Below are 26000 nucleotides of genomic sequence, written 5' to 3' on the forward strand. Positions count from 1 at the left end.
GGTCGTTTCACGCCGTTGCCGTGAGTGCGACGGCGCCCATTGGCTGGATTCGAGTACCTGTTCGATAAACCATGAGTTTGATCATGTTGCACTGCATGTATGCGTGATGGGGTGTGTGGGTTGACGTGCACAACTCACAACCTCGCAGGGGGGATTGAAGAAGTGAGACCTTTACGTGCGTCGGGGTGGGGACATGTTGCGGCTGGTGCCGCCCTGGCTCTACTGGCGGGAATGGGAACGGCAGCAGCTGCCCCCGCCCCGCCTGCGCCCGATCTGGGAGCTTCGCCAGAGGCGTTGGCCGCGGCGGGACCGCAGGACCTGACGGCCATCGCTGCCGGGGGAGAGCGGCCGGTCTCCGGCAGGGCGCCGTCGGCCGGCCCCAAGTTCTCCAAGTCGGGGACTGTCTGGCGGGTCATCACTCCGGATGTGGTGCTGCGCAACACTGTGACCGATGCGGACGGAGACAAATCGAATCTGACGTTCCAGGTGTGGACCACGAACGCGGACGGTACCCCGAAGGCCGAGGTTGACCTGGACGGGACGGGCGAGTACGACGTGCTGGTGTCGTCGTATGTGTCCTCTGGCGGGACGGCGAGGGTGACGGTGCCGTATGGCTTGCTGAAGCCCGGCGTGCTGTACAAGTTTCGTACCTCCGCCTACGACGGCAGCCTGTACGAGACGACCTGGTCGCCCTATGCGGACTTCCGCATCGACCCCTACATGAAGTTCCCCGCAGCGCAGACGTCGTCGACGATCGACTCCGACAACCAGGAGATCGCCGAGGTCACACGGACGGATCCGGGGCCGGCTCTGCCTACGTTCACCCCAAGTGGTGCGGTGAAGCGGGAAGCCACGCAGAAACGTACCTGCGGCAAGCAGGACGCTGAGGGCCACCAGCTGTGCATCGAGCTGTCTCCTCCCACCAAGGAGTCCAAGGCGCGCGCCAACAAGCGCGCCGAGGCGGTACGCAAGGCCGAGGAGGCCAAGGCCCGAAAGGCCGGGAAGTCTCCAGCAGAAGCGGCCGCGGAAACAAGGGTGGCGCCTGCGGTGGAGCTGGTCGACTGGTGCTGGGACAAGCCGGTGGGCAAGGACTACATGAACCGCACCGACGCCTGCCTGAAGAACATCGGATCGGCGACGCTGATCTTCGTCGACCCGGGGCGGGACGTGACGATCGGCACCGCCGAGTTCGACTTCGAGCAGCGGATCAAGGCGTACCCGAACAAGGGCGCGTCCGGGTCGAATTTCGCGGAGTTCGACCAGGCGATCGCGATCATGCCGGTCTCGATCGACCAGGCGCTGGAAGGCGTCACGATGAAGTGGAACGCTGGGACGACGTGCCAGTCGTGTGTGACGTCGAACGTGAAGTGGACGGACGGGCAGAACAACAACGCTGGATCGACCGCTTACTGGGACGTGGACGGCACCAGCGCGCCGTACGGCGACCGGTGGGGCCGCGTCACGACGCAGTGGAACGGCTCGGGCAAGGAGACCATCGATCTGGGCTGGTCAGTAACCGCCACCGTGGACGCCAGCGACACCGCGATCGCTACGGCTTCCTTCGGGACCTCCGGGATCGATGAGGTGCGGGAGCTCGCGCCGCGCTGCGACGACTACCTCAAGTCCTCGGCGCCGGGCTGCGTGCTGCCGTACTTCAAGACGACCTGGACGGTGGACACGAACAAGTACCCGGCCGCCGGGGCGTACTACTGGTACATGCAGCAGGTGATGCCCGATCACGCCGGCTCCAAGCGGTGGGACTCACTGATGCACTACCTGGGCCCGGACACCACGGTGAAGAACAGCGCGGGCAATCCGTGGACGAGGGACGACAGCCGCAAGGTCATTTGTGGGCCCACCTCTTCCTGGAGCGTGCACCCATCCGATGCCTCGGTGGGCTCGGTCGACTGCGACGAGTTCGCGATGGCCTCGACGCACGAGTCAGGCGGATACCCGAAGAGCGTCAACCTGGTGTCTTCTGGCACCAAGTGCGCTCAGCTCTTCACCGACAAGATGGGTGACGGCTCGGCGAACTTCGGTCTCCTCGCGGACACCCGTACGATGACGAACGGACCGAGCGGCACTGAGCGATGCGGGCGTGCAGCTGTCTCGAGCACGCAGAACCAAAAGGCGTTCAGCGGTTTTCCCGCCCCAGAGTGGCGGACGCTGGACGGTGACGGGTTCTTCGTGACGCTTCCGGGATACGAGCACTGCACGTCGACCACGACCACCTGCACGTGGCGCAAGATCGGCTGACGTAGCTTGAACGCCAGCAGATAAAGGCACCCAGGGGGCCAGCCCGCAGGGCTGGCCCCCTACTTTTCGTGGTCAGTCGGCCCAACGCTGCCACTGGTCCTCCTGTGCTGGATCGATACTGCTGAGCCACACCAGCGTCCCACCGATCAGACCGGGCTTGTCGCGCGCGGCCAGGGCCGGGGTTTCAAGCATGTCGGCAGTCTCTTCCAGGTAGGTGACCAGTGTGTCGAGCTCCTCGCCTGGGTTGTCGTTGTAGCGGGACCAGGGGCCCAGGTAACCGGTCGTGCTGTCCAGGTACAGACCCGAAGTACTGTCGGCTGGCCCCAAGGCGAACACCGGAATCCAGGTTGCCTGCCACACGGTGATCCGGTTGTCTTCGGTGCGGTTGGCGTTGAGGGCGTCCTGATCAGCTTGGGCGTCCGTCTTAAGCCGGTAGGTGGCAGCCACGGCGTCCAAGGTCATCAGAGCCCTGTTGCCTGGAAGGCATCCCCATCCATTGGCCCCGTCGTCGCCCGCGGTCAGCAGCCACAGGGCGCGCAGCTCGACGGGTATCCGGATGCCAAGGTCCTCTTCCAGTGCGTCGATGGCGGCAGGACTCGCTCCGGCGCGCAGCGCAGCGTAGGAATCGGGCGCATGGCGCTGGAGCCAGCCGGTGATGCGCCGCCAGGCATCGCCGACCTCCCGTACGGTGACCGCGTCGGCGGCAGGATCAGCAGCCTGCCCCAGCTCGTGGTTCTGATCCTGGGTATCTGTTGCGGGCTCGACAACGGCGGCCGGGTTCACGTACCGGATCTCGATCCGGTCGACCTCGCGGACATAGCCCACAGTCAGGTCGGGGCAGTCCTCGAACACCTCGCCGTCGACCATCACCGTGAGGATGCCGGGCAGAGCCGAAGGCTCACCCATGCCCGGGTCGTCGGCCAGCTGGCCGGCCAAGACCTTCAGAGCGTAGGGCACGCCAGCTCCGAGCTGGGGGGCGAGCTCGCGTACGTGCGCGGGGATCTCGACGATCACGGCCTGGTGCTCCTTGCTGGTCGATGGAGGACGCTGCCACTCACCCTAGGACGCCGACGCTCAGCCGCAGGGCTGTCTGGGCCACTTGCCGTGCGGCCGAGACCACCGAACTCGCCTCCGTGCTCCGCGCGTTGGACCATCGCACCACCGACGGCGAGCAGGAACCCCTAACTAAATGATCAGTGCGGTGGTTGGCTGGAAGGGACACTCGGCGTCAACTGGGGACGGGCCAGGCGCGCAGCACAGCAGCGATCCTGCCGCTGGTGCAGGCTGGGTCGCGCAGCAGGTCGCGCAGGGCGAGGGCGTCTTCGCGGGTGGGTTTGACCGAGACCCCGGACGCCTCCAGGTACATCACGCCGGTCGCCGCGGCGACGGCCATGTTGGAGCGCTCCAGCCAACGGCAGCGGCCGAGGACGTGCACGAGGGCCGCGGCGCGCGCGTAGGGACCGTCGTAGACCGGTGTGTCCAGGAGCTCGGCCTTGTGACAGGCGACAGCGGCCACCGGCACGCCGTAGTCGTCGGGCGCGGGGTCTCCGGCGCCCGCCAGCTCGGCGACCTGGAGGATCCAGGGGACGTCGATGTGCAGGTCCATCAGGCGGCGTGCGCTCCCGGCGCCTGGACGTCGTCGTCCTCTGCCTCGTCGAAGAGTTGCTGGTGCTCGTCGAGGAAGCGGCGAGCGGCGTCCAGGCCGCGCTGGCGCAGGCCCTCGGCGTCGTCGCGGACGAGGCGGGCGATGTAGTCACCGAGGTCCAGGCCGCGGTCCTTGGCCCGGGCCTGGGCGAGTTTCTTGACTTCGGGGTCGACACGGACGCCGAGCTGAGTCTTCGCCATACCAGCATGGTAACAGCTGTTACCAACCAGAGGGACGCGCTACCACCCACAGGCAGGCCAGCTTGTGCCCGGCTACCTTCTCGGCCGAGACCGGGACCTCGACGTGCTGGGCGAGGCCGCGCAGGCTCCGCGCGTTGGAGACCGAAACTGTCATTGAAGCCGTACTCGGCGGGCCCGGGGTGTAGCGGCTGCTGTCCGAGATCACCCGGACGCGTGCTGGCTGGCGCCGTCTGTGGCAGCTGTCGGCAGCTAGCGTGGCCGTTGGTCGACAGATTGGGTGTGTCATGTCAGACGAGTCGTCGGCGAGCCCTCTGGGCACGACCATGCGCGAGGTGACATTCCCTGACCAGTCGCGCGGCATCGTTCTCGTAAAAGCTGGTACGCCGCAGGTCGAAGCGGATGAGATGGCTGCCCGGATGTGGGCGGAGCGCTGCCCGACGCGGGGTAAGTGGGAACAGTAGAAGCCCCGGCCGGGCGCTGTCTGTTTGACGCTGGGACCAACGGGACGTCGACTGGCAGATATGTCCCAAAAGTGTGGTGCGCATCCAATTGGAAGCGTGTCATGATCACGCCGTTAGGAAGATCATCGCATTAGCGGCAACTGTCCGGTTCATGGGGCGGGGAGATCTCACAGATGAGCAGTGGGCGGTGCTGGAGCCGCTGTTGCCGAAGAGGATGACGGTGGGGCGGCCGCCGGTTTGGTCCCGGCGGCAGCTGATCGACGGCATACGGTTCCGGGTCCGCACCGGGGGTGCCATGGCGGGACGTGCCCGTCGAGTACGGGCCGTGGGGCCGGATCTACGACCTGTTTCGCCGGTGGCAGCGAGACGGCACCTGGCACCACGTTCTCACCCGGCTCCAGGCCCTGGCTGATGCGAAGGGCGCGATCGTGTGGGACCTGAGCGTCGACTCCACCGTGTGCCGTGCCCATCAGCATGCGGCCGGGGCCCGCAAGCAGGGTGACCTGCAGAAGGAACCACCGGGCGGTGTTTCGACGAGCCCGGTGATCACGGGCTGGGGCATTCGCGTGGCGGGTTCACGACCAAGCTGCACTTGGCTGTCGAGCACTCCCAGGCGCTGCATACGGTCCAGACGTCTCGCCCGGCCTCTGCCAAGACTGACAACTGCCAATCCACAGTGCCTATTAGGCGTACGCCTGCCGGAAGAACCGCGCCTACCTGCGCCGCCGGGGAATCCGCTGCACCATTCCGGACAAGGCCGACCAGGTTCGCAACCGCAGGAGGCGCGGGTCCAGCGGTGGCCGGCCACCGAGGTTCGACCCCAGAGGACTACAAGGCCCGGCACGCGGTCGAGTGCGGCATCAATCGCCTCAAGAGACATCGAGCCGTGGCCACTTGGTACGACAAACTCGCGGTCCGCTACGAGGCTACCGTCCTCGTTGCCGCCATCAACGAGTGGTTGTGACGTACTGGTCCGACGACAACTCGAACACCCGGACTCGCCGACCGCCGGTGGGATTGACGGTCTCACGGATCGGATGCATCCCCAGTTTGGTCATGATCCGTTCGGAGGCGTCGTTGCCCACTTGAGTGATGCTGACGATCCGCTCCAGCCCTCGCTCTTCGAACCCGTACCGTACAGCGGCTGCAGCGGCCTCGGTGGCCAAGCCCTGCCCCCAGTGGGAACGTCCCAGCCGCCATCCGACCTCAACCGCCGGCAGTACCTCCGGCAGGAAGTCGGGCACCGAAAGGCCGGTGAACCCGGCCAACTCGCCAGTGGACCGGATCTCCACGGCGAACAGGCCGAAGCCCTGTGACTCCCACTCGCTCTCCCATGCCTGGATCCCACCGCGAGTCTGCTGCTCGTCACGGACGCTGCCGTCACGGATCCACCGCATGACCTCGGGGTCGGCATTGATGGCAGCCATGGGCGCAACGTCTTCCTCGCGCCAGCGACGCAGGATCAAACGGGGAGTCTCAAGCGTGACCATCCAAGCATTCTGGATCACAAAATGGGCCCTCCGCCATCCTCACCAGGCACTTTCGATACACGCCCTAACGACCTCGTGCACCGTTGGCCGTGGCTCAGTACTCAGGTGGCTCGTTGAGCTGTGCATGGTGGGGGTTGGGGCGCGTGAGTTGATTGTGGCGGAGTACCGGGTCACTGGGCTGTCGCCGGGTGTGACCGCTGAACTCGTCGCTGAGGTGGGGCCGTTGTGGCATGAGGAGCATCAGGCTCGGCTGACGGCTCGGCCGCGGCGGCGGGCTGTAGGAGCCGGAGCGAAGTACAAGTTCGTCTTCGTCGACCGGCTGCCGGCCACCCTGGTGAGTCTGCGCCATGGCACCACGCATGACGTGCTGGCCTGCCGGTTTGGCGTGGACCGCTCCACCATCACACGCGCCATCGGCGAGGTGCGGCCCCTGCTCGCGCAGCGGGGCTGCACCGTCGCGCCGGGCATCCGCCTGGGCTCTCTCGCCGAGGTCATCGAGCACCTGGGTGCCGGCGGCAGGACCGGGATCATCGACGGCACGGAGATCTGTGTGCGACGCCCGGCCGCAGGCCGCAAGGACCGGGACAAGTTCGTCTCCGGCAAGACCAAGCAGAACGCCGTGAAAGCCATGGTCGTCACGGACGCCGAGGGGCGCGTGTTGTTCTGCAGCCCGGTCCGGCCAGGCAGTTGCGCCGACATCACCCAGGCCCGGCAGCTCGGACTGGTCGAGCTCCTGGCCGACGGCCCGTTCATGGAGATCCTCGCGGATGCCGGCTATCAGGGCATGGGCGCCCAGACCAGCGGACGGGTGGTCACACCACCGCACCGCAAGTTCAGGAAGAACGCTCCCGCCTGGTACGAAGAGCGGCACGAGCAGCAGCGCAAGGCGCATTCATCACGGCGCATCCGCGTCGAGCACGGCATCGCACACCTGAAGAACTGGCGGGCACTTGCCCGCCACCTCGGCCGTCGCGAGCACATGAGCGACATCGTCCAAGCCGTGGCCGGGCTGCTCTCACACCAGCAGACCGCCACTCTCTACCGCAGCTTTCGAGCGTGAATGCCGTCAGCGCCGCAGACCTCGACGTGCCACGGCCAACTGTGCACGAGGTCGTTAGGCAGACGGCGAGGGCGGTTGTGGCGGCCCTGTGCGCGCATCGCCGCCCGGGGCAGCTGCGGGAAGCGCGGACGCTGACCTGGGCGTCACGGCCGGCCGCAGGCCGGCCAGCAACTTCGCCTCCTCCTCCGCGAAGGCCGGATCCGTCTGGTATCCGACGTTGCCGAGGATCGGGGCGGGCAGCGGATGCTGCGCAGTGCGTCCGAGCGCGAGAGGGTCCACGAGGGGTGCGCGATCGACTGCAGGCCCATGGTCTCCGGCGAGACGGATGGGTCCGCCGACGGGGTCGGTGAGGCGGTACAGGTTGCGCCAGCCCTGGACGCTGCCGTGCAGTGCGGTGAGGCTGGCCGGGCCGAAGTGGGCAGGGAACCACCGTCCGTAGAGCCGTTCAAGAGGCGAGCCGTAGGTCTGCAGGGCGACCCGGCGGCGCAGGGATGGGCTGAGCTGACAGATGGCGGCTGCCACCAGGACGCTGCCTTGGCCGTGGGCGGATAGAGCCAGACGCCCGCCCGTGGTTTGGCTCCACGTCGTGATGCGCCAGGCCACGTCGGGCACGGCGCGTTCGGCGTAGCAGGGCGGCGCGAGGGGGTGGGCGGCGCGCGGCCAGAAGGTGCCCATGTCCAGGACGGTGATGGTGCGGCGGCCCGCCTGCCCTTTGTAGGCGTGATGACTCCAGGCGAGGAAGAGGAGAAAGCCGACGACCATCAGCCAAGAGCCGAGCGCCTGTGCGGCCTCAGCCGTCCCCTGTACGAGACCGCCGGCACCCTGCGCCGCCTCGCTCGGCCCCTTCTCCGTCACGAAGGCACCCGTGAGTCCGGCCATGCACAGGGCCAGGGACCCGCCGGAGGCGACACCGATGACCAGGGGACTCCGGTCGATGAGCGCGGCACGTGCGCGTTTGCTCGCGATGCGGCGGGTGCGGACGGTGTCCCTGATTTCGCCCGGGTAGTCGCTTTCCACGTGGGCCCTCTCCTGGCGGCTCACCTGCCGGGTGCGCCAGGCCAGCCAAGCGAACACGGCCAAGAGCACGAGCAGCAGTGGGGGAGCGGCGGATGCCTGCCAGGTCAGCAGGACGGGCGGCCCGGCAATCGATTCGTCAGTGTTGTTCAGCCAGTCGCCGGCACGCTGCGCCATGCCGCCGCTGAGCACCGCACCGAGCGTGCAGGCGAGCAGCGCAACGGCTGGGCCGGCCAGGCCGCGCAGTGCGGTGCGCGGGTCGGGACGCGAGCGGTACAGGAGGCGGGCGACCACGCCGAGCGCGATCACGAACACGCACTGGACTATGGCGATGATGCTGAACGCTGCCCCGCCGGGCATCCGGCCTGAGGAACGCCAGTCGGGACGCGACCACCCCGCATACAGCATGGCCGCGGCGAGCAGGACCAGGGCGGCTGTGGGCAGGTAGCGCATCACGAGAGTGTCGATTTGCCGGTCCAGGCGGTGCTCGCTGCGGCCGCGGCGGCATACCACCCAGAGGACAACAACCGCCCCCACACATAGAGCTGTGTCGAAGACCCAGCTCAGCACCTCAAGCCCAGCCCGGTGGCCAGAGGCACGGTCGTAGCGGCCCGCGGAAGTGCCGACCGCCGCAGCGACCGTCAGGAAGCCGGCAGCGACGTGCGCCGCACGCAGCCTCGCCACCAGACGTTGCCCGTACCAGAACCCGGGCCGGCTCAAGGCGCTGCCGTGGTCATTGTCGTCATCGGATCCGGCGCTGCGCGGCACCGGTTGCTGACTCTCGTACGCACTCCAGGTGCGACAGGACAGCCACCACAGCAGACCGATGAAAGCGGCGGGTGCCAGAGCAGCCATCACCAGGCGGCGGCCCGGCTGACTCCACCAACCGCCCGCTGACCCCACCGGCGAGAGGAATCGCAGCCAGGAATGCTCCTGGGCGCACACCCGGCTGCCCGCGCACTGCCACGCGGCCAGGTCCAGGACCACCTCACAGGAGGCGGCCACCAGCAGCACCGTCAAAGTGAGGGCGGTCAGCCGTACGAGCAGACCGTAGAGGCGGATCGCACGTACGTGGCCTCCGGCGGCGGGAAGCATCCAGTGCGCCAGATTGATGAGCGCGAAAGGCAGCAATACCAACCACGAAGCGCGGGCCACGTGTTCATATCTGCTCTGGCACCACACGTACGCCTCAGGCACCGGCCTGCCGGCACCGCTCTCGCCTCTGCTCTCCGCGTCGACGTCGTCGACCCGCCGGTGGATGGCGGCCCTCTCGTCACCGGTGACCCGGACTGTCTGAGGAACGTCCAGCATTTCCTCAGGCGAGGTGCCATCGAATCCGTGAACCAGAAACTCCAAGACGGCCGTCGTGACTTCCGGCCCCGCCGGGATGCCGGCGCCCGGCTCCTGCCAGGGCGGCGGTTGCGGAGCCGGAGCCGTAGCCGGGGCCTGAGATTGCCGAGCCGTTCTGGCCCGAGCCGGGACCTGCTGCCCCCGCGCCCGTTCAGTGGCCTCATGGACGCGTGCGAGTACACGCTGCACCGCCTTGGCCTGAGGATGCCGGGCACCGAGCGCGGTCGAGGTCCGCTGTGCCGCCACCGCCAGCACATCGGTAAGGCGGTCCATGCCCGCGAGATCGCCATCGACCCGGGCGATCTCGTGACGCGCCGAGGCCATGGTCACCAGAGCTTCGAGGGCCCGCGGGTGATCCGGGCCCCAGCGGTCGATCTGCTGCTGGCATACAGTCTCAAGAGATTGAGCAAGCCCTCGCGCGGCCTCATGGTCTGCCTCCTCGCGGGCAGCCAGGTACAGAACGGAGACGGTACGCATCCGCACTTCGAGCCACTGAGGGCCTTCGCCGCTCCGGCGACTGTGGCGCTGCGCCTTGCGGGCATACGCCACGGCCTGCGGCCAGTCACCGTGACGGGCTGAGAAGGCCCCGTAGTGCGCGAAGGTGTAGGCCTTTTCCAACCGAGTTCGGGCGCTCTGCAGTGCGGAATCCAGAGCCGTGCGAGCGGCAGCACTGTCTCCGCCCTCGTCGAAGACAGTAGCGAGTCGGGTGTGGACCACGCACCGGTGCCGCATCGGCACCATCTCCGCCTCGACCCAGCGCCGGGCCACATCCAAGGCTTGCTCGTATTCCAGACCCATCTCCATCTCGCGTAACAGCGCGAGGAAATAGGCGAATTGACCTGCAGATGAAGCAGTACTGAGCAGCTCCATCCCGCGGGGGAGGGCTCTCACCACCCCTTCGAGTGCCGCTTTGGCGGCCGGCCTGCCGCGAATGGCTTCCTGCGCGATGTCGAGCCGCTCCGGCCACTGAAAGTCGTAGCTCTCAGCCATCCGCGGGTCCTCCCGCCAGACGCCTGCGTAAGCTGCGCAGCGCCCAGCGGCGTTCCTCCGCAGCTTCCACCTGCGAGAGAACGCCCTCCTCTTCCCACCTCCGTAATTGCCTGAGATACAGATCAGTGCTGGTCAGATCTTGCGCGGCACGTTCCTCGTCCACCAGCTGTGTCCCTGATGCGGCCGAGCGGCGCGGCTCGGGAAGAGACACCTGATGCCGGAGATGGCTGATGCTGAACTGCGTAAACCTGCCCATGGCGTGCAGCAGGGAAGCGGCGATGAGGACGTTGCTTACCCGGGAGGCGTCCGCCCGGTCGAGCCTCTCCTCCATCAGAATGCCCACCACCGGCCGCTGGGCCTTCTCCCCGTGCTGCTCATGCCGAGCGTCAACGCCCGCGGTGTCCACCGGGCTTCCGGAGTAGCCGTCATAGCTGCCCAGCTGCTGCTCCACGGTCAATTGGACTGCCTTGAACACCCCGTCCGCCGCGTTGCGGTAGTCGAGTGGCTCATGCGTCACGCGGCCGCTCAACCGAGTCTCCTCGCTGGGCGGACAGTAGGTGCCCCGCCAACTCACCTCCGGACGCGGCCAGTCCGTTGGAGCAGCGGGCGGCAACCCATGCGACTCCGCGTCCTCCACAGCGATCAGCGCGAGGTCTGCATCCTTGATCTCCTCGCACACTTGACCCGCAAGGCGCCGCCCATCGGGCAATTCAAGATCAAAACGCATGTTGCCTGGCGAGCGCCAGCGCAGGCAGTGCAGCGCCGTAAGCACAAAGGCCCGGGTGATCAAGAAGCCGGCGCCCAGACACCGCTCGCCCTCACAGATCCGCACCCAGTAGTGCTGCTCCCTCATGGCGTACTGGCGCTCCGCTCGACGGTAAGCGTCACTTCGAAAGAGGCTTCTGCGGAGGCTTTGGAGAGAATCACCCCAGCCTCAGCCGCAAGAGTGAGGCCGAAGACCACCTGCATGCTCGTGACGGACCAGCCGTCCCGCTCGGGAGTCTGAGACAACGAGTCCTGCGCGATACCTGCTGCCTGGACGATCGCTTCTTGTACCTCGCACGAGCGCTCAATGAGCGGAGCTGACAGGCGCGCCCTGCTTCCGATCTGCCGCGAGCCCCGGGCGTCCACCTCGACGGTCTCGACGCGCACCACTGGAACGCCTTCAGCCGGCTGTTCCCCCATGACGGTGTCCTCTCACACGACCGCGCTGATCGCCCTTAGCCTAGACCCGAGGCTGCCTTCCAGGAGGCGGATCCCAGCGTGCTAACACCCGTGCTGAGCCTCACTGTTGCGGACCGGATAGGCGTCATCCGGGAACTCGCCGACCGTAAAGACAGCTTGACCCAGCACCTGGATCAAGCACCCTCTTGCCAATCGCTCAGCCTGGCCCCCATCACGGGGCCTGGAGTCGGCTGCTGGCACCGCCAGTAGCTCGCACCGTATCGCCCCGCGCCAGCCCCCCACCAGGCCGGCCGCCGCCGAGCGCCTACGTCACAGCCGCCCGGGCCGGCGCAACACGTGGCGCGACCAGGGGCATTGGAGGAAAGATCTCCGGAGGCGGCACTGCGAGGCTGGGCCAACGGTGCTGTTCGCTACTGCGCACCCTTCCCCGACCGTCCGGGCATCGCCAGCGAGCGCGGTGCGGGCACGCCCATTCAGCACGACGCATTGCTGCCCGTCACCCACACGGGTGATCCGACGAGAACAGGCCCGACATGGGCTGAAGAACTTCCGGTAGACGTCGACCGAGAGGCGCAGCCGAGCGGGGCGGCAGCGCCCTAGGGGGCGCAGGACCGTGAAGTGATGAGGACCACCAGCTCAGCGGGCATGGCTGACCTCCGCAACGGCCTCGAGCAGCTCCAGCCTACGAATGCGACGAGCGCCGCGCATGCGCGCTGGGTCAGGCGCCGAACCGGGTTACTTCGCCGGGGGAGAGGTCTGGGCGGGTGTGGTGCCAGCGTGCGGGGTAGCGCCGTCGGTCGGCGCTGTCCCGGGCGCTCCGGACGTGCGTCATGGGCCGTTCTCACCCGCTGACGTCATCTTCACTCGGCCAGCCCATCCCGTCGCGCCGCACGGGTGAGGTGAAGGCAGTGTCGTGAGCAGTCATCCCCGGAGAAAGAGTGGATATGAACCACATACGGCGCGCCACCGTCTGGGGGGCACTCTCCTTGGCGGCCCTCCTCCCTGTCGTCACCCTGATGGTTGCCGCCCCGTCCATGGGGTCCGAGAGCGGCGGCAGCGCCAAGCTTGGCGAGAACGCCAAGCCGACCGTTGTGCTGGTGCACGGTGCCTTCGCGGACGCCTCGGGCTGGAGCAAGGTGGTCCAGAGCCTGCAGGCCCAGGGATATCCGGTGATCGCGACTGCCAACCCGCTGCGCAGCCTCTCCGGCGACTCCGACTACCTCGCCACGTTGCTCAAGTCGATCAAGGGTCCCGTCGTTCTTGCCGCCCACTCCTACGGCGGCGCTGTCATCACCAACGCAGCGGCCGGCAACCCGAACGTCAAGTCCCTCGTCTACATCGCCGGATTCGCGCCGGACAGGGGCGAGAACACCGTGGAATTGTCGGCCAGGTTCCCGGGCAGCCGATTGACGGACGACCCCCAAGCACCCGTCCCCACCGCTCTGAACGCTGTTCCGCTCGGCGGCGGTCCGAACGAGGTCGATCTCTACATCAAGCCGGAGAAGTTCAGCGACGTCTTCCTGAGCGACCGCGTGGGCGGGAGCCGGGCCGCTGTACTGGCCGCCTCACAGCGACCGCTGGCCGCCCGCACCGGGAGCGAACCGACCAAGGCCGTAGCGTGGAAGTCGATTCCCTCGTGGTACCTGGTTGCCACCGACGACCGCACAATCGGTACCGACAACCTGCGCTTCATGGCCAAGCGGGCCGGCTCGACCACCGTCGAGGTCGACGCCCCGCACAACGTGATGGAGACCAACTCCGCCGAGGTCACCGACCTGATCCTGCAGGCAGCGCACGGCTCCCGACCCAGCCTCGCCCGGACCGGCACTGGCAAGCAGGGCATAGTCCTCGGGGGCGTGGCGGTTCTGGCAATCGCCGGGGGCGCGTCCCTGGTCATGCGGTCGCGCCGCGCCTGACACAGACGCCGCCACACATCTGCGTGCCGAGGCTCACCGGGGTCCACGTCCCCACGCAGGACCCTCACTCGGCAGCGGCAGTACTTCAGCGGGTCAGCGCATTCCGTGGTTTGGCCAACCCGCACGCACACCTTGGCCGCCTGCCAGCACTGTCCCCAGGACGGCCGGCGGGTCACGGCGGAGTCCGCGCGCTCGGCGGCCCTGGCCCATCTCGCCCGCCATGCCCGCGGTGATCTGAGGGCGCCTCACCTGCGGATCTGTCAGTGTCACGAGCGCGGCTGCCGCTGGCACCGCCGCCACCGCTGGTGCGCGGGACCCATCCGCCTGCTCCTGGCGTGTGAACGCGGCGGCCGCGTCTGGCGCCTCGCCGACGCGTGCGGCGCCTGTGCCGCGGCAACCACCCAGGCCGCCGTCGTGCCCGACACCGTGCTGGCCGCACCGTTCCACCCGGCTTCCGTGCGGCTGCGCGGCCCCCGGCCCTGGCGGGGGCCGGGGGAGCGTGTCCGTGTGGGCGAGATCCTCAGCTACTTGGCTGCGGCCCTGCCCGCGGACGTGTCCGCCGGGACGAGGCTCCTCGCCCCGGCAGTGCGCCCTGCGTATGAACGCGTGCATGCACGTCGAACTCCGCGCGGGCCTGCTGCGCAGCCTTCGTATCGACGCGGTGGAAGCCTGCCACGAGTTGGAGCGGGCGCAGTGGGCGTGCGTGGTGAACGGCCCCGGAACGGCCGGGGTGGCTGCGGAGCTTCGCGATGCCACACTGCTCGCCCAGTCTCCGGCCCGCCCCGACCGACGGCGCGCGGCCGACTGGGCGCTGCGTATCGGGTGCCCTGCCCGAATCGGTGGGGTTGAGCCTCGACTGCGCCTGTCGGGCGTCTATCTCGCGGCGCGTAGCGATCCGTCCTCGGGAGAGGGTCTGAGTGAATGCGACCGGATCATCCGTGACTGCGGCCTGCACGATCTCGGTCGCGGACATCAGGCAGATCGTGGCGGATCTCCACCGGGTCGCGGACGACTCTGATGACTCCCGCCCGTCTGGTTTCGTAAGCGAGAGCGAGCAACGTTTGTAGGGTCTTCGAACTTGAGCGGTGCGCGTCGGATACGTGCTGACTGTTCGGCACAGGCTGTGACGAGCGGAGCTGTTGTCGACCCTGGATGCAGGGCGCCCGTGGTCCTGGTTGATCATTTCTATTCTCTACGCAGAATGATCACTGGGGAGCCACGGGCTTGGTCAACGATACGACGTTGCTGCTGGACCTCGACGGGGTGTCCGTCATGCGGGTCGAGCGATGCGAGGACGGTGGCCGCCGGGTCCACCTGGCCACGGCGGATGTCTCGGCCCGGGCCTGCCCGGCCTGTGGGGTCCTCGCATCCCGGGTGAAGGGATCCTCCGCCACCACCCGGCCCCGTGATCTCCCTTACGGGGAGCGCGGGTTGGAGTTCTTCTGGCACAAGCGGCGCTGGTTCTGCCGCGAGCCGGCTTGTCCTCGCGCGTCGTTCACCGAGCAGATCCCGCAGATCCCGGCCGGCGCCCGGCTGACGGAGAGGCTACGGAGTACGGCCGGGCGTCGGATACGGGATGCTGGCTCCACGGTCATTCAGGCCACCCGCGATCTGCATCTGTCCTGGCCAACCGTGATGGATGCCTTCCGGACAGTGGCCCACGAGGTCGTCGAAGCGCCGCTCCCCGAGGTCGGGGTGTTGGGCATCGACGAGACCCGGCGGGGCAAGACGAAGTGGGAAGAGGACCCCGACACCGGCAAGTGGCGGCTGGCGCGGGATCGCTGGCACACCGGGTTCGTCGACGCCCTCGGAAACGGTGGGCTGCTCGGCCAGGTCGAGGGCCGCACCGTCGCCGACGTCCTGGCCTGGCTCGCCACCACGCCGCTGGAGTGGAAGAAGCGCATCCGATATGTCGCCATCGACATGTCGGCCACCTACCGGGCCGCCGTACGCACCGGTCTTCCGGACGCCATCGTGGTCGTCGACCACTTCCACGTCGTCCAACTCGCCAACACGATGCTCTCCCTGGTGCGACGCCGGACCACCGCCCAGGTGCGCGGGCGGCGCGGACGGGCCAGCGATCCGGAATGGAAGGCCCGACGCCGCCTGCTACGCAACCGGGAAGACCTCACCGACGAGCAGTTCGCACGGATGTGGAATCCCCTGCTCGACGAGGGGCAGATCGGACAGACGCTGCTGACCGCATGGATCGCCAAGGAGTCCCTGCGTAACCTCCTGGCCCTGGCCCGCACCGGCCCAAGCCGTCACCAAGTCGGCCTGGCCCGTTGGAAGTTCCTGACCTGGTGCGCGGACTCCGACATCCCCGAAGTCCGCACCCTGGCGACCACCGTCGACCGCTGGTGGCCCGAGATCGCGTCGTTCATCGACACCGGCCACAGCAACGCCAAAAGCGAGGGCATCAACCGCGTGATCAAGCTCGTCGCCCGCAACGCCTTCGGATTCCGCAACGCCACGAACCAGCGACTACGCACACGCTGCGTCACCACCCGCCGAGCCCGCGGACACATCCGGCGAACCCACTTCATGCAATGCCCTGGTCACTGCGGCCCCTGCTGCAACCGCCGCCACTCCTCCTCCACCTCCGCATCCGCGTTCTGGCCCCGCAACTTCAGCATCTGCATGTCCTCATTCCGCATGGCTTCTTTGAAGCGAGCTGCCCTCTCGGCCTCGACGGCTCGTACGTGCGCGGCCCCTTCTTCTCTTACCGACGTGTCGAGTATCCGGAACTGATCGGCGATGTGGGCCAGCGTGCCTCGGGTTTCTGCCATACGAAGTCGCCTTTGCAGAGATTCCGTGAATCGTTCAAGGTCAGCTCGGGATTCACGCATGAAAGCTTCGACTTCCCGGCAGGTGCGAACGATTTCGTCGGATTCCAGCAACGCGGTCTGCCATACATCTATGTCCTCGCGCAGACGGCGCGCCTTCAGCAAGGCCGTTCGAGCCTCGGGCGGTACATCGGCCGGGCTCTTGGCCTTTCGGGCCACGGGGGACACCAACATCCGCAGCTCCCGCTCGGCTTTGGAGGCGTCCGATATCTGTAGGCTGAGGAGTTCGTTGTCGTACGTTTCCCGGACGAGTTGCGCACGCAACTCGTCTTCCAATGCTTTCCACTGTGTGATCGCGGCGTTGGGTTGCGGTCCGTGCTGTTGGGGCCGGGCTGTACCTTCCTCCAATGTCTGGAGGAAGCGGACGGCGCGCTCTGCGATGCCTAATACCTCCCCGACCCGTGCCGGAAGGTTGCTCTGATCTCCTGTCATTTCTCTCTCACTTCCTAGACCCTGGCTCCGTGGCTCACGACTGATTGCGCTGAGAGAGCTTCTGGATCGCGTTGGCCAGCGCGCGCAGGTTCTGCTCCGCCGCGAGGGCTTGGGCGCCCCCTCCCCGTCCGCCTCTCGCTATGGCCTCAGTCAGCTCACGGTGCACCGCAGCCGCTGCCACGCTGATCTTGTCTAGCGCTTGAGCGTCGTCCTTCAGTGATCGGCGCGGCTCTTTGTCCAGTCTCTTCCATTCGTGCCCGAGATGAGTGAGCGAGATCAGCTTGACCGCTACCGCATCGAGCGCGATCAACGCGCTCTCGACCTGGGCTCGCAATCTGTCCGTGAACTCCTTCTCCACTCCCGCCGCATCTGCAACACCAGCGCTATGCGTCAGTACTGCCAGCCATTCAGCCGCACGGAGCAGCGGCTTCCGTGTTGGCCACGCAGGTAATTGTTCGATTAATCCCTGGACCTTCTGAGGGTCACCTTCCCGTGTCGTACGGGCGAGTTCCATTCCTACCCAGGCGGGATCATTGATGCGGGCCAGCCGGGCGGCCTCCGCCGCGGCCTCCGCCTGGGCCCGGGCTTGGGCCTGAGCTTGGGCCAGGGCTTCGGCCTCCTTGCGTTTCTTTTCGTCGTACCACGCCCAGATGAGGAACAGGACGACGCCCAGCACGATCAATTCCACGGACACCTCAGGAAACCGGAGTTCGCACGATGAGCACAGTCATAGTGGCAGGACAGTTGCCATGAGCGCCATGTGTGTTCGCCCCTCGTTTGTCACGAATGCGCCAGTGCGCCCTCCCAAGTGCCAGTCTCTGGTGGGACGCTGATGCTGTGGAAATGAGTCGGCACTGCTCGATGGACAACGGTGCGTGGACGGATTTGATCACCAATGCCACGATGCTTACAGCGGAGGAACGGGACGACCCTCGGCCGTGGTTGGGAGAACTACCCGGCGGGTCGCACGACGTGGCCGCGTACGTTCACGAGTCCACCCATCACTGGTGTTTCAACTCGCGTGTGGGCAACGCACTGTTCACTGTGGCTGCCCGAGCTGATAGCAATGCCCAGGTGTATCTGCTGCGCCGTGCCGCCTCCACTTGGCGGGACTACTCTCCAGAACTCGACGCGGTGGGCGAGGCGTTGAGTGACCTGGTCGAAGAGCGGGGCGGGCTGGGGCGAAACGGCCGCCGGCTGACGGCCGAGGACCGGGTAGATGCCCCTTGGTTGATACTCGACGATGTCCTGCGTTTCCAGGTCACCATCCGCTTGCTGCGGCCACTCGCCGAAGGGTTGGCTCTCTTCGCAGAACACGACGCGGTACCCCGGGTGAACAGTCGTGCGGGAAGCCACCTTGCCAAGGATCTCGCCTTCTACTTCAAAGGCGGAGCCAACCTGGTCAAGAACGATCTGATCATCGAGCCGTTCAGCACCCTGGCTGCGGCAGGCGGAATTCTGCGTGACGCCCGGCTGAGCCCCTACGGGCTGGCGTCGAAGGCCAGTCTGCTGGCAGCTCCGCTGAGCACCAGTGCACAGGGCTATCTTCCCGGCTATCTTGCGGTCAAAAGCATGTGGTGGCACCTCAGTAGCCAGGACAGTCGGCTCGCCACCGAGACGGACCTCGTGCTGGCCTATCTTCGCAGCTATTTCTACGACGACCCTGGCCTGGCAACAGTGCTGCTCGCCTCTCCCGAGCGCGATCCACTCGTCAGCGTCGACCGCGTCGTGGACCATCTGGCTCGCAGGCTTGCCGACATCGAGCGGGTGACGGCAAACGACGTGGCGTTGTTCGAGGACTCACTGGTGCGGTTCACCCAGACCGGGGAGCCAGGGACGGGAGACGGCATCCTCGCCGACCCCCGCTGCCGTGAGCGTGCGACACCCCTGTTCATGGAGACCGTGCAGTCTCTGGGCGAGGGGCCTCGGCAGGAGTTGTTGGGTGAGCGTGTCGTGCAAGCCACCCAGGATCTGCTGTTTCGGGTATGGAGGAGACGGCCGTACCTCTCCGTCTCTTCCGTCCCGGTCACGCTGCGCGTACGCGGTGACGGCGCGGGCGCAGAAGTCGAGTGGCGGGGGAAGCCGCTCTTCGCCGTGGCGGCTTCGGATCTGACACCGCATGCTGCTGCCGGTTCGTACGATGCCAGGCTGGAGATTCTGCTCGCGACGGCCATGACGGGAAAGGACCTGCTGTGCCGGGGCGCCTTCGTCACCGCACAAGGCCGCCTGCTCTCCTGCACTATGAACCGGCAAGCCTCTGCCGATCTGCGGCGGACGATGCTCACGCACCATCAGGAGCGCAACGAACTTGTGGCCGCTGGTGGCCAGTTGTCGGGCTTTGCCAATGGCGTGGTCGCACACATGGATGGTCTTAAACAGTTCCTCGACCGCACCATGAGGCAGACCATCCCCGTCGCTGACTCCCTGTTCCGGGACACGGCGCTGTGGCCGTCACGTGACCAGGCATCGACCGAGCACTGTGGGGAGCTGATGTCGGAGGACGGCCTTATCCCTGTGCTCGGCTCAGCTCGGCTGCTGAACTCCTTGGCTCTGCTCGGTCTCGCGACCGGTATCGACCCCGACCGCTCCCGGGTAGCCGAGGTGTTCGCCTCCAGGGGATTTGACCTCGAGTGGACGCTCGATCAGCTGGATGCCTGCTGGCACACGCATGGCTACCCACCCCGGGTGACGCGTTCCCCGGAACTTCTGCTGAGCCTCGTGTGACGCCGCCTCGCCCGATCCCTCGAAAGGATGCTCACACATGACCGACACCGACCCGGAGAACGACGGCCAAGCGCAGGCCGGGGAACCCTTCGTGGTCATCAAGGGTCTATGGCTCGTCGAATTCCACGAACTGCACGAGAGCCTGCCACCGGGCGCCATCCGCAAACAGTCGCGTGCCGCCGACGACGGCCGTACGTACGGAGACCTCGGCACCATCGTCGCGGTGCTCACTCTGACGAGCGCAGCACTCCAGACCTTCACCGCTTGGCTTCAAGCACGCCAGGCGAAGCATCTGGGGCGGACCGAACCGCAGCCGGAGCCATCAGGTCAGGGCTACACCTTGGAGTTGCGGTCCGACGGAACTGTCGTGATCACGCTGCCCCCGCTCGGCGGGACGGACGGGGAGCGTTCGGGTGATCCAGCACTCTCCATCCAAGAACTGCGCGTACAGCTTGAAAGGCTCCTTGGCCCCTGAAGTTTCGCCATTTTCTTGATCGGCTGGAGGCGGGCGGGTCATGCTGCGTGAAACCGACTGAGAGGGCATTTGATCTAGGCATATTACCCTTTTTGCCCTAGTGGGTCCCTCGCCGGGTTGGCGTGGTCTCATCTGTTATGCGTTTGGCAAGGTAGTCGATCGACGCGATGTGGATCACGGCTTCGGAGCTGGTCGTCACAGTCCGTGACGACCAATCAGCGCGTATCCGACGCGCACCGCTCAAGTTCGAAGACCCCGTTTGTAGACGGTCTCGGGCAACACTTGGCGATCAGACAGCTCGAAAATGTTGATGTGAACCGACAACACTGGAGGGGCTGGTCCATTCCTCGCTTGTTGTGCGCCATCGAATCGTGATCACGCACCAACGCCTTGAGCGGTTAGAGTCCGGGCACGACACGACGAAGGGGAGAGCCGTAGCCAAGATCAACATCAGTCTCGATGCCGAGTTGGTGGTAGAAGTGATGGTCCTTGCTGGCGTTGGATCGCCCCAGGACGCCGTCGAGCTGGTCGTCCGCGACTACATCGCCCGTGGTCATCGCACGGAGGCACGCACGGAACTCAAGGACCAGAGTCTGCGCGAGGTAGAGGTCAAACCGCAGGAGCCGCAGGGTTGATCATTCGCAGCGTCCATCGGCGAAGGACCAGGAGTGATCAGCCTGCGGCGGTCTCCTGTGCCCGGGCTGCCCTGGTGCTGGCGAGCCGGTAGGACTCGGTGCCAGTTTCGATGATGTTCCCGCCGAAAGTGAGCCTGTCGACGATGGCCGCGCAGAGCCGCGGATCGGTGAACGTCCTGGTCCACCCGCCGAATGACTCGTTGGAGGCGATGGCGACGCTGTTCTTCTCCTCGCGTTCGGTCAGCACCTGGAACAGCAGCTCAGCGCCCCTGCGGTCCAGCTCCATGTAGCCCAGCTCGTCTATGCAGAGGAGATCGACGCGTCCGTAGCGGGCGATGGTCTTGGTCAGGATCTTCTCGTCTGCGGCTTCGACCAGCTCGTTGACCAGCTTGGTGGCGAGTGTGTAGCGGACCCGGAAGCCGGCCATGGCGGCCTCGGTCCCGAGCGCGATCAGCAGGTGGGACTTGCCGGTACCCGAGTCACCGATCAGGCAGAGCGGCAGGCCCTTCTTGACCCATTCACAGGTCGCCAGAGTGTGGATGACCGCGGCGTCGATGTTCCCGTTGGCCTCGAAGTCGAAGGCCCGTAGCGACTTCTCCCGCGGGAACTGCGCTGCCTTGATGCGCCGTTCAGAACGTCGCCGGGCCCGGTCGTCGCACTCGGACATCAGCAGTTCGGCGAGGAAGCCGCGATAGGACATCTGGTTCCGGGCGGCGGCTTCGGCCAGCTCGTGGAGATCCGTCGCCAACCAATCCTTGTATCGACTATTTGACACAAGATTCCATCCACGGCATCTTGTACTCACCACTCGATACAACCGTGGCTTGCGGCAAGTAGCGTCCGCTTCCGCTGGGCGCAAGCCATGCGATCATCACCACTCATTGGGGTTCCCGTATGCTCGACACCGACCGGCCCGAGTCCCGCCTCCGTGCCCGTGCTGATCGCTACGCCCGCTGGGCCGGTCCAGCCGTGGGCGTCGCCGCAGCACCGCTGTGGGCCACCATAGACATCACCAATTTCGGCTACAGCAGCTTCGACTTCGGCGTGCCCCTGGTCAGCTTCGTCACCGCTTTCGGCCTGTGCACAGTGGGCGGCGTCCTGCTCGGCGACGCCCTCACCACGCGTCCTCGGGAGGCGGTACGCACCGCCAGTCTCACCCCGCGCCGAGTGCGAGACTATGTGCCGCCCCGTTTCACCCTTCTACTTCTCCTCCAGGCGGTATTCCTCGTCGCGCTGGTGGGCATCGGGGATGCCACGGCCACTCAAGGCGCCGCGGACCGGGTGATCGGGGCGATGGCGTCTGACGGCGGCTGTGACGGGACCGAACCACCTGTCATCCTCTGGCCCGGCATCTTGGACGGCCGCCAGATGCTCGGCTCGCTCGTCATCGGCACAGTCGCCTGCGCCTGGGCCCTGCGGCGTATCGCCCGGCGTCCGGGCGACGAACAGCAGCGCCGCGACCGCGCGCGGGCGATCGTCGCAGCCTGGGGGGTGCTGGTCTCGGGCCTGCTGTTGCTCGTCGCTCTGATGATCGACACCTATCTGGCGGACGGTAACTGCGGGGGCATGATGGGCTCCGTCGCCTCCTTGGCGGTCTACCCCCTGGGCCTGCTGGCTCTGCTCACCCTGGCCTGGTCCCTGTTCACCGTGGTGGCACCCAGGGCGGCCCGACGATGACCGCGCTCGCCGTCCGCATCGACACCACCAGCCAGGTGCCGCCGTACGAACAGATCCGCACCCAGCTCGCCGCCCTGATCCGCACAAGCCAACTGGCCGAGGGCGAACGCCTGCCGACCGTGCGTCAGCTCGCCACCGACCTGGGCCTGGCGCCGGGGACCGTGGCCCGCGCATACCGCGAGCTGGAGGCCGCTGAGCTGATCCGCACCCGCCGTGGCGCAGGCTCCCGGGTCGCGGCGCCGCCGTCCGATGCAACACACCCCGATCCGGACCAACTTGCCACGCTGGCACGGGACTTCACTTCGGCCGCCCGCGCTCTGGGCGCCCGTGACGAAGCCATCCTGACCGCCTTGCGAAAGGCGCTGAACTAGGACCAACCGGCCGTCCGGTGCCGTCCTCCGTCGGCCCACTCGGCACGTCCTGGCCATCATGCCCACGTATGAAAGGAATCGCACACGTGAACGCAAGCAAGCAACTTGGTGAGGTGCTGGGATTCGAGGAGTACGTCCGCACGCGGCATGACGTTCTGCTGCGCAGTGCCCGGTGCCTGGTCCACGATCCGCTCGACGCACAGGATCTGCTGCAGACCGCGCTCGCGCGAACGTACCGCCGCTGGGACCGCATAGACAAGCAGCTTGCGGATGCCTACCTGCACCGCGTCATGATCAACACGCGCACCGAGTGGTGGCGGGCCAGGAAGCTGCAGGAGCTTCCCACCGCCCAACTGCCGGACGTGAGCGTCGAGGACTCCACCAAGCAGCACGCCGACCGCGCCCTGCTGATGGGCATCATGAAGATTCTGGCGCCCCAGCAGCGCAGCGTCGTTGTGCTGCGGCACTGGGAGCAGATGTCCACGCAGGAGACGGCCGCTGCCCTCGGCATGTCAGCCGGAACGGTCAAGAGCACTCTGCATCGGGCGCTCGCCCGGCTTCGGCAGGAACTGGAACGCCGCGACCTCGATTCTTTCTAGCCGACGCGGCCACCGTGGTGGCTGACGGCTGATCACTGATGCGCAATGCGGCGCGGTTCCGGGCAAGAGCCAAGGGCCGGTCGCGGTCTGCGCGCAGTTCGTCACCACGGCCGGCAGGATCGTTACCAGCCTGCGTGGCGAGCACTACGACGATGCCGAACGCGACACGATCAGCCGCGGACTTTCCCGGTACGCGCCGCGGCCGACTGGATCGAGAACGCCGTCACCCGCGGCGAGGTCGACCTGGACGAGCAGCTCCAGAAGCTGCTGAAAGGCTCGGGTGAGTAGGCGATGGGGCGGGGCTGCCCCGCTCACGTCCACGCCGAAGCGATCCTCAGCGTCCTGCAGGAGGCCTGCCCCGCCGGACTGACCATCACCCAGCTCATGGCCGCCACCGAACGCACCCGCGCGCAGATCCACATCGGGCCTCGCACACCTGCGCCAGGTGGCGGCCGCGCGCCGTCTTTCGCCGAGTGACCTGGGACAGGAAGTGGGGGTATCGGCTGCTGGGCGACGCGCCGGAGGTATGGATCGGCTACGAGCGGGCGTTCTTCGACGCCGTCCACCACCGCGTCGAGAACTTCATCGCCGAGATCCTCCTGCCCCACCAGAAGAAGACCCCCGACGACCCCTACATCCCTGAGCCCACCCGCCCCGAGTACTGGCCAGCGTGGAGCAGCCCTGCACGGCGATCTGTTGCAGCGTTCATGCGGGGGTGTCCGGCTGCGCGGGGGACCAAGGGAACCTGGCACCTCGTTCGACCGCAGGTTGAAGATCAATCTAGAAGCCGAACACCTGGGTCCAGGTCCAATCGTCGTTGGCCAGGCCGACGCCCATGGTGGCCAGGGAGCAGTTGAGGAGGTTGGCCCGGTGGCCCGGCGAGTTCATCCACGCATTCATGACGGCTTCGGGAGAGCTTTGCCCTTGGGCGATGTTCTCTGCTCCGGGCGACGGATGCCCCTGGGCGGTGGCCCTGTCCGCGAAACTGCGGCCGTCCAGGCTGGTGTGGTCGAAGTAGTCGTTGGCCGACATGTCCTCGCTGTGGAGTTGGGCGGCGCGTGCGAGGCGGTCGTCGAGCTTCAGGGGGCTGCAACCGGCTTTGGCCCGCTCGGCGTTGGTGATCGCCAAGACTTGCTCGGCCGGAGTGTTCACGGGATCTGCGGCGGGAGGAGGAGTGGGGGTCGACTTGGGTTTGGGAGACGCCGCCTTCGGTTTCGACGGTGCCGGCGTGGGCTTCGTGCGGGTGGGAGTGGGCCTGGGCGAGCCGGACTTGCTGGGTGAAGGTGACGGGATTGCCGAGGCGGTGCGAGGGGGAGAGGACTCGGGCGCTGTGGGTATCGCGGACTGTGAGCCGGCCGCGGACCGCACCGTGCTCCCCTCCCCGTCCGACGTCGCGGTCAAGCTCGCGATCGTGCCCCCGGTGATCAGGACGGCTATCGCGGCGGCCACGCCGGTGATGCGACGCCGCTGTATTCGCCTTTGGGCGCGGCGGCTGCGCCGGCCATGCGTGCGAACGCCGCGGACCGGCGCAAGTACGGCGGTGTGGTCGCCCGGTTCGGACGTCGTGCCCATGTCCGGGCGGGAGGAGCCTGCGTGGGCGTGGTCTCCCGTAGCCGCGAGATCACCCCTGCCTTGGTGTCCGGGTGTGTCGAAGGCCACGGGCTCGGCGAGTGTTTCGGCACCGCTGAGGGCGGTCAGCCCTGCGAGACCGGTCAGCGCGGCAGCCACGGGCACCAGGCCGAGGCCCACCAACAGCCCCTCTGCGGGCACCAGTCCGGCTTGGTGGCCCGAGCAGTTCGCGCAGTCCCGTGCGTGCCGAGCGATGCGCTTGCGCCAAAGCGGCGACGGGCGGCCGTCCCAGTTTCCGATCACTTGGTCGACGCGTGTGCACAGCGGGGTCGCGGAGAGCGCGCGTACGACCAGACGGGCGGCCTCCAACTGCGCCTTCATCCGCTGTACGCGCACGGCGGTGTGCTGCACCGACAGCTCCAGCGCGGCGGCCATCTCGGCCCGGCTCAGCTCGCCCACGGCCTCGAGCCACCACAGCGACAGCAGCGTACGGTCGTCGGTCTCCAGCCAACGGGTGGCCTCAGCCACCTCACGCCGCTGGCCTTCCAGACCGAGACGGACGATCGTCAGGTCCACGAAATCCGCGCCGGGGTCGGCCACGTCGTAGGCGTCCTGCAGACCCGAACCGTCCGGTGCGATCCGCTGCTTGTACCGGTGGGTGCGGATCTGGTTCATCGTGATGGCCACCAGCCAGGACCGGAAGCTGGCCGGGTTATGCAGCAAGCTGAGGCCGCCGAGCGCGCGGAGCATGGTCTCCTGTACGACGTCGTCGACGTCGGCATGCCCGTTCAGCGCCCGGCCTACGATGTTGTACACCAGCGGCAGATACGTGCTGACCAGCTCGTCCTGCGCCCACAGGTCGCCTCGTCGTGCCGCCTCGACCACTGCGTGCTCGTGTTCCCCAGTTGCTGCCACGCCTGTCCACATCCCTTTCCGGCGCTCAATTTTTGGTCCTGGTACAAGGGGAGACCTTGGGCCGGGGGTGCCATAACAGAAATTGGTTCCTGCTAAGTAGCTGTTGTCTTTCCGATCTTGAGAGATGCTCGTCGAACGGGAGTCCCGATTAGGTGGTCCTGGGTGCTTGGGGGCGCGTTCGCATCCCGCG

At 67.0% G+C, this 26000-nt stretch carries 21 protein-coding genes and 3 pseudogenes; 13 read left to right on the forward strand and 11 right to left on the reverse strand.

Annotated elements, in window-relative coordinates; genetic code table 11:
- The first annotated feature begins 294 nt into the window (after nt 1–294).
- Nucleotides 295–2256 (forward strand): cell envelope integrity protein TolA, encoded by a 1962-nt coding sequence (locus tag AB5J55_RS41945; RefSeq protein WP_369275652.1) that lies wholly within the window; start codon nt 295–297, stop codon nt 2254–2256.
- 72 nt (nt 2257–2328) lie between these two features.
- On the opposite strand, the gene AB5J55_RS41950 is transcribed toward AB5J55_RS41945, so the two are convergent.
- The 3 genes from AB5J55_RS41950 to AB5J55_RS41960 form a co-directional block, all read right to left on the reverse strand.
- Nucleotides 2329–3270, reverse strand: a complete 942-nt coding sequence (locus tag AB5J55_RS41950) for an SMI1/KNR4 family protein (protein ID WP_369275653.1) — start codon at nt 3268–3270, stop codon at nt 2329–2331.
- Nucleotides 3271–3484: 214 nt separating this feature from the next.
- Nucleotides 3485–3862 carry a fic family toxin-antitoxin system, toxin component gene (locus AB5J55_RS41955; protein WP_369275654.1) on the reverse strand — a complete coding sequence of 126 codons (378 nt, stop codon included), beginning with the start codon at nt 3860–3862 and terminating at the stop codon, nt 3485–3487.
- The gene (locus tag AB5J55_RS41960; RefSeq protein ID WP_369275655.1) at nt 3862–4101 is read right to left on the reverse strand and encodes a hypothetical protein; all 240 of its coding nucleotides are present in this window, start codon (nt 4099–4101) and stop codon (nt 3862–3864) included. Before AB5J55_RS41960 ends, AB5J55_RS41955 begins: the two co-directional genes overlap by 1 nt.
- Before the next feature lie 612 nt (nt 4102–4713).
- Here AB5J55_RS41960 and AB5J55_RS41965 point away from each other — a divergent pair.
- Nucleotides 4714–5526: pseudogene (locus AB5J55_RS41965) on the forward strand (IS5 family transposase).
- On the opposite strand, the gene AB5J55_RS41970 reads toward AB5J55_RS41965, so the two are convergent.
- A complete protein-coding gene (locus tag AB5J55_RS41970) occupies nt 5510–6052 on the reverse strand; it encodes a GNAT family N-acetyltransferase (protein WP_369275656.1) in 543 nt (180 codons plus the stop codon). The pseudogene AB5J55_RS41965 and the gene AB5J55_RS41970 overlap by 17 nt on opposite strands.
- 190 nt (nt 6053–6242) lie before the next feature.
- On the opposite strand from AB5J55_RS41970, the gene AB5J55_RS41975 reads away from it, so the two are divergent.
- Nucleotides 6243–7112 (forward strand): transposase family protein, encoded by an 870-nt coding sequence (locus AB5J55_RS41975; protein ID WP_369275657.1) that lies wholly within the window; start codon nt 6243–6245, stop codon nt 7110–7112.
- Between the two features lie 54 nt (nt 7113–7166).
- Here AB5J55_RS41975 and AB5J55_RS41980 read toward each other — a convergent pair whose 3' ends face one another.
- The 3 genes from AB5J55_RS41980 to AB5J55_RS41990 form a co-directional block, all read right to left on the reverse strand.
- Nucleotides 7167–9437 (reverse strand): hypothetical protein, encoded by a 2271-nt coding sequence (locus AB5J55_RS41980; RefSeq protein WP_369276458.1) that lies wholly within the window; start codon nt 9435–9437, stop codon nt 7167–7169.
- Nucleotides 9438–10458: 1021 nt separating this feature from the next.
- Nucleotides 10459–11319 (reverse strand): serine protease, encoded by an 861-nt coding sequence (locus AB5J55_RS41985; protein WP_369275658.1) that lies wholly within the window; start codon nt 11317–11319, stop codon nt 10459–10461.
- Entirely contained in the window at nt 11316–11651 is a 336-nt protein-coding gene (locus AB5J55_RS41990; protein ID WP_369275659.1) for a CU044_2847 family protein, read from the reverse strand. Before AB5J55_RS41990 ends, AB5J55_RS41985 begins: the two co-directional genes overlap by 4 nt.
- 944 nt (nt 11652–12595) lie before the next feature.
- Here AB5J55_RS41990 and AB5J55_RS41995 point away from each other — a divergent pair.
- From AB5J55_RS41995 to AB5J55_RS42005, 3 genes are all read left to right on the forward strand, one after another.
- Nucleotides 12596–13567 carry an alpha/beta fold hydrolase gene (locus AB5J55_RS41995; RefSeq protein WP_369275660.1) on the forward strand — a complete coding sequence of 324 codons (972 nt, stop codon included), beginning with the start codon at nt 12596–12598 and terminating at the stop codon, nt 13565–13567.
- A 610-nt stretch (nt 13568–14177) separates the two neighbouring features.
- The gene (locus AB5J55_RS42000) at nt 14178–14585 is read left to right on the forward strand and encodes a hypothetical protein (RefSeq protein ID WP_369275661.1); all 408 of its coding nucleotides are present in this window, start codon (nt 14178–14180) and stop codon (nt 14583–14585) included.
- Nucleotides 14586–14791: 206 nt separating this feature from the next.
- Nucleotides 14792–16318: an ISL3 family transposase gene (locus AB5J55_RS42005; protein WP_369275662.1), complete on the forward strand. Its 1527-nt coding sequence runs from the start codon at nt 14792–14794 to the stop codon at nt 16316–16318.
- Between the two features lie 561 nt (nt 16319–16879).
- Here the strand turns inward: AB5J55_RS42005 and AB5J55_RS42010 are convergent.
- Nucleotides 16880–17533 carry a hypothetical protein gene (locus tag AB5J55_RS42010; RefSeq protein ID WP_369275663.1) on the reverse strand — a complete coding sequence of 218 codons (654 nt, stop codon included), beginning with the start codon at nt 17531–17533 and terminating at the stop codon, nt 16880–16882.
- A gap of 173 nt (nt 17534–17706) precedes the next feature.
- Between AB5J55_RS42010 and AB5J55_RS42015 the strand changes: the two genes are divergently transcribed.
- Nucleotides 17707–19569 (forward strand): hypothetical protein, encoded by a 1863-nt coding sequence (locus AB5J55_RS42015; RefSeq protein WP_369275664.1) that lies wholly within the window; start codon nt 17707–17709, stop codon nt 19567–19569.
- 37 nt (nt 19570–19606) lie between these two features.
- The gene (locus tag AB5J55_RS42020; RefSeq protein ID WP_369275665.1) at nt 19607–20044 is read left to right on the forward strand and encodes a hypothetical protein; all 438 of its coding nucleotides are present in this window, start codon (nt 19607–19609) and stop codon (nt 20042–20044) included.
- Between the two features lie 97 nt (nt 20045–20141).
- Here the strand turns inward: AB5J55_RS42020 and AB5J55_RS42025 are convergent.
- Nucleotides 20142–20276: pseudogene (locus tag AB5J55_RS42025) on the reverse strand (IS5/IS1182 family transposase); the annotation flags it as partial.
- Nucleotides 20277–20487: 211 nt separating this feature from the next.
- Between AB5J55_RS42025 and AB5J55_RS42030 the strand changes: the two are divergent.
- Entirely contained in the window at nt 20488–20679 is a 192-nt protein-coding gene (locus AB5J55_RS42030; protein ID WP_369276459.1) for a type II toxin-antitoxin system VapB family antitoxin, read from the forward strand.
- Nucleotides 20680–20716: 37 nt separating this feature from the next.
- Here AB5J55_RS42030 and istB read toward each other — a convergent pair whose 3' ends face one another.
- Entirely contained in the window at nt 20717–21427 is a 711-nt protein-coding gene (istB, locus tag AB5J55_RS42035; protein WP_369275666.1) for an IS21-like element helper ATPase IstB, read from the reverse strand.
- 146 nt (nt 21428–21573) lie between these two features.
- On the opposite strand from istB, the gene AB5J55_RS42040 reads away from it, so the two are divergent.
- From AB5J55_RS42040 to AB5J55_RS42055, 4 genes and pseudogenes are all read left to right on the forward strand, one after another.
- A complete protein-coding gene (locus AB5J55_RS42040; RefSeq protein ID WP_369275667.1) occupies nt 21574–22356 on the forward strand; it encodes a hypothetical protein in 783 nt (260 codons plus the stop codon).
- Nucleotides 22353–22727: a GntR family transcriptional regulator gene (locus AB5J55_RS42045; protein WP_369275668.1), complete on the forward strand. Its 375-nt coding sequence runs from the start codon at nt 22353–22355 to the stop codon at nt 22725–22727. The genes AB5J55_RS42040 and AB5J55_RS42045 overlap by 4 nt, the downstream gene beginning before the upstream one ends.
- An 86-nt stretch (nt 22728–22813) precedes the next feature.
- Entirely contained in the window at nt 22814–23326 is a 513-nt protein-coding gene (locus AB5J55_RS42050) for a SigE family RNA polymerase sigma factor (RefSeq protein WP_369275669.1), read from the forward strand.
- A 130-nt stretch (nt 23327–23456) separates the two neighbouring features.
- Nucleotides 23457–23614: pseudogene (locus tag AB5J55_RS42055) on the forward strand (DUF6192 family protein).
- Between the two features lie 492 nt (nt 23615–24106).
- Here AB5J55_RS42055 and AB5J55_RS42060 read toward each other — a convergent pair.
- Nucleotides 24107–25810 carry a sigma-70 family RNA polymerase sigma factor gene (locus AB5J55_RS42060; protein ID WP_369275670.1) on the reverse strand — a complete coding sequence of 568 codons (1704 nt, stop codon included), beginning with the start codon at nt 25808–25810 and terminating at the stop codon, nt 24107–24109.
- Nucleotides 25811–26000 lie beyond the last annotated feature (190 nt).

Source organism: Streptomyces sp. R11 (assembly GCF_041051905.1).
GTDB lineage: Bacteria > Actinomycetota > Actinomycetes > Streptomycetales > Streptomycetaceae > Streptomyces.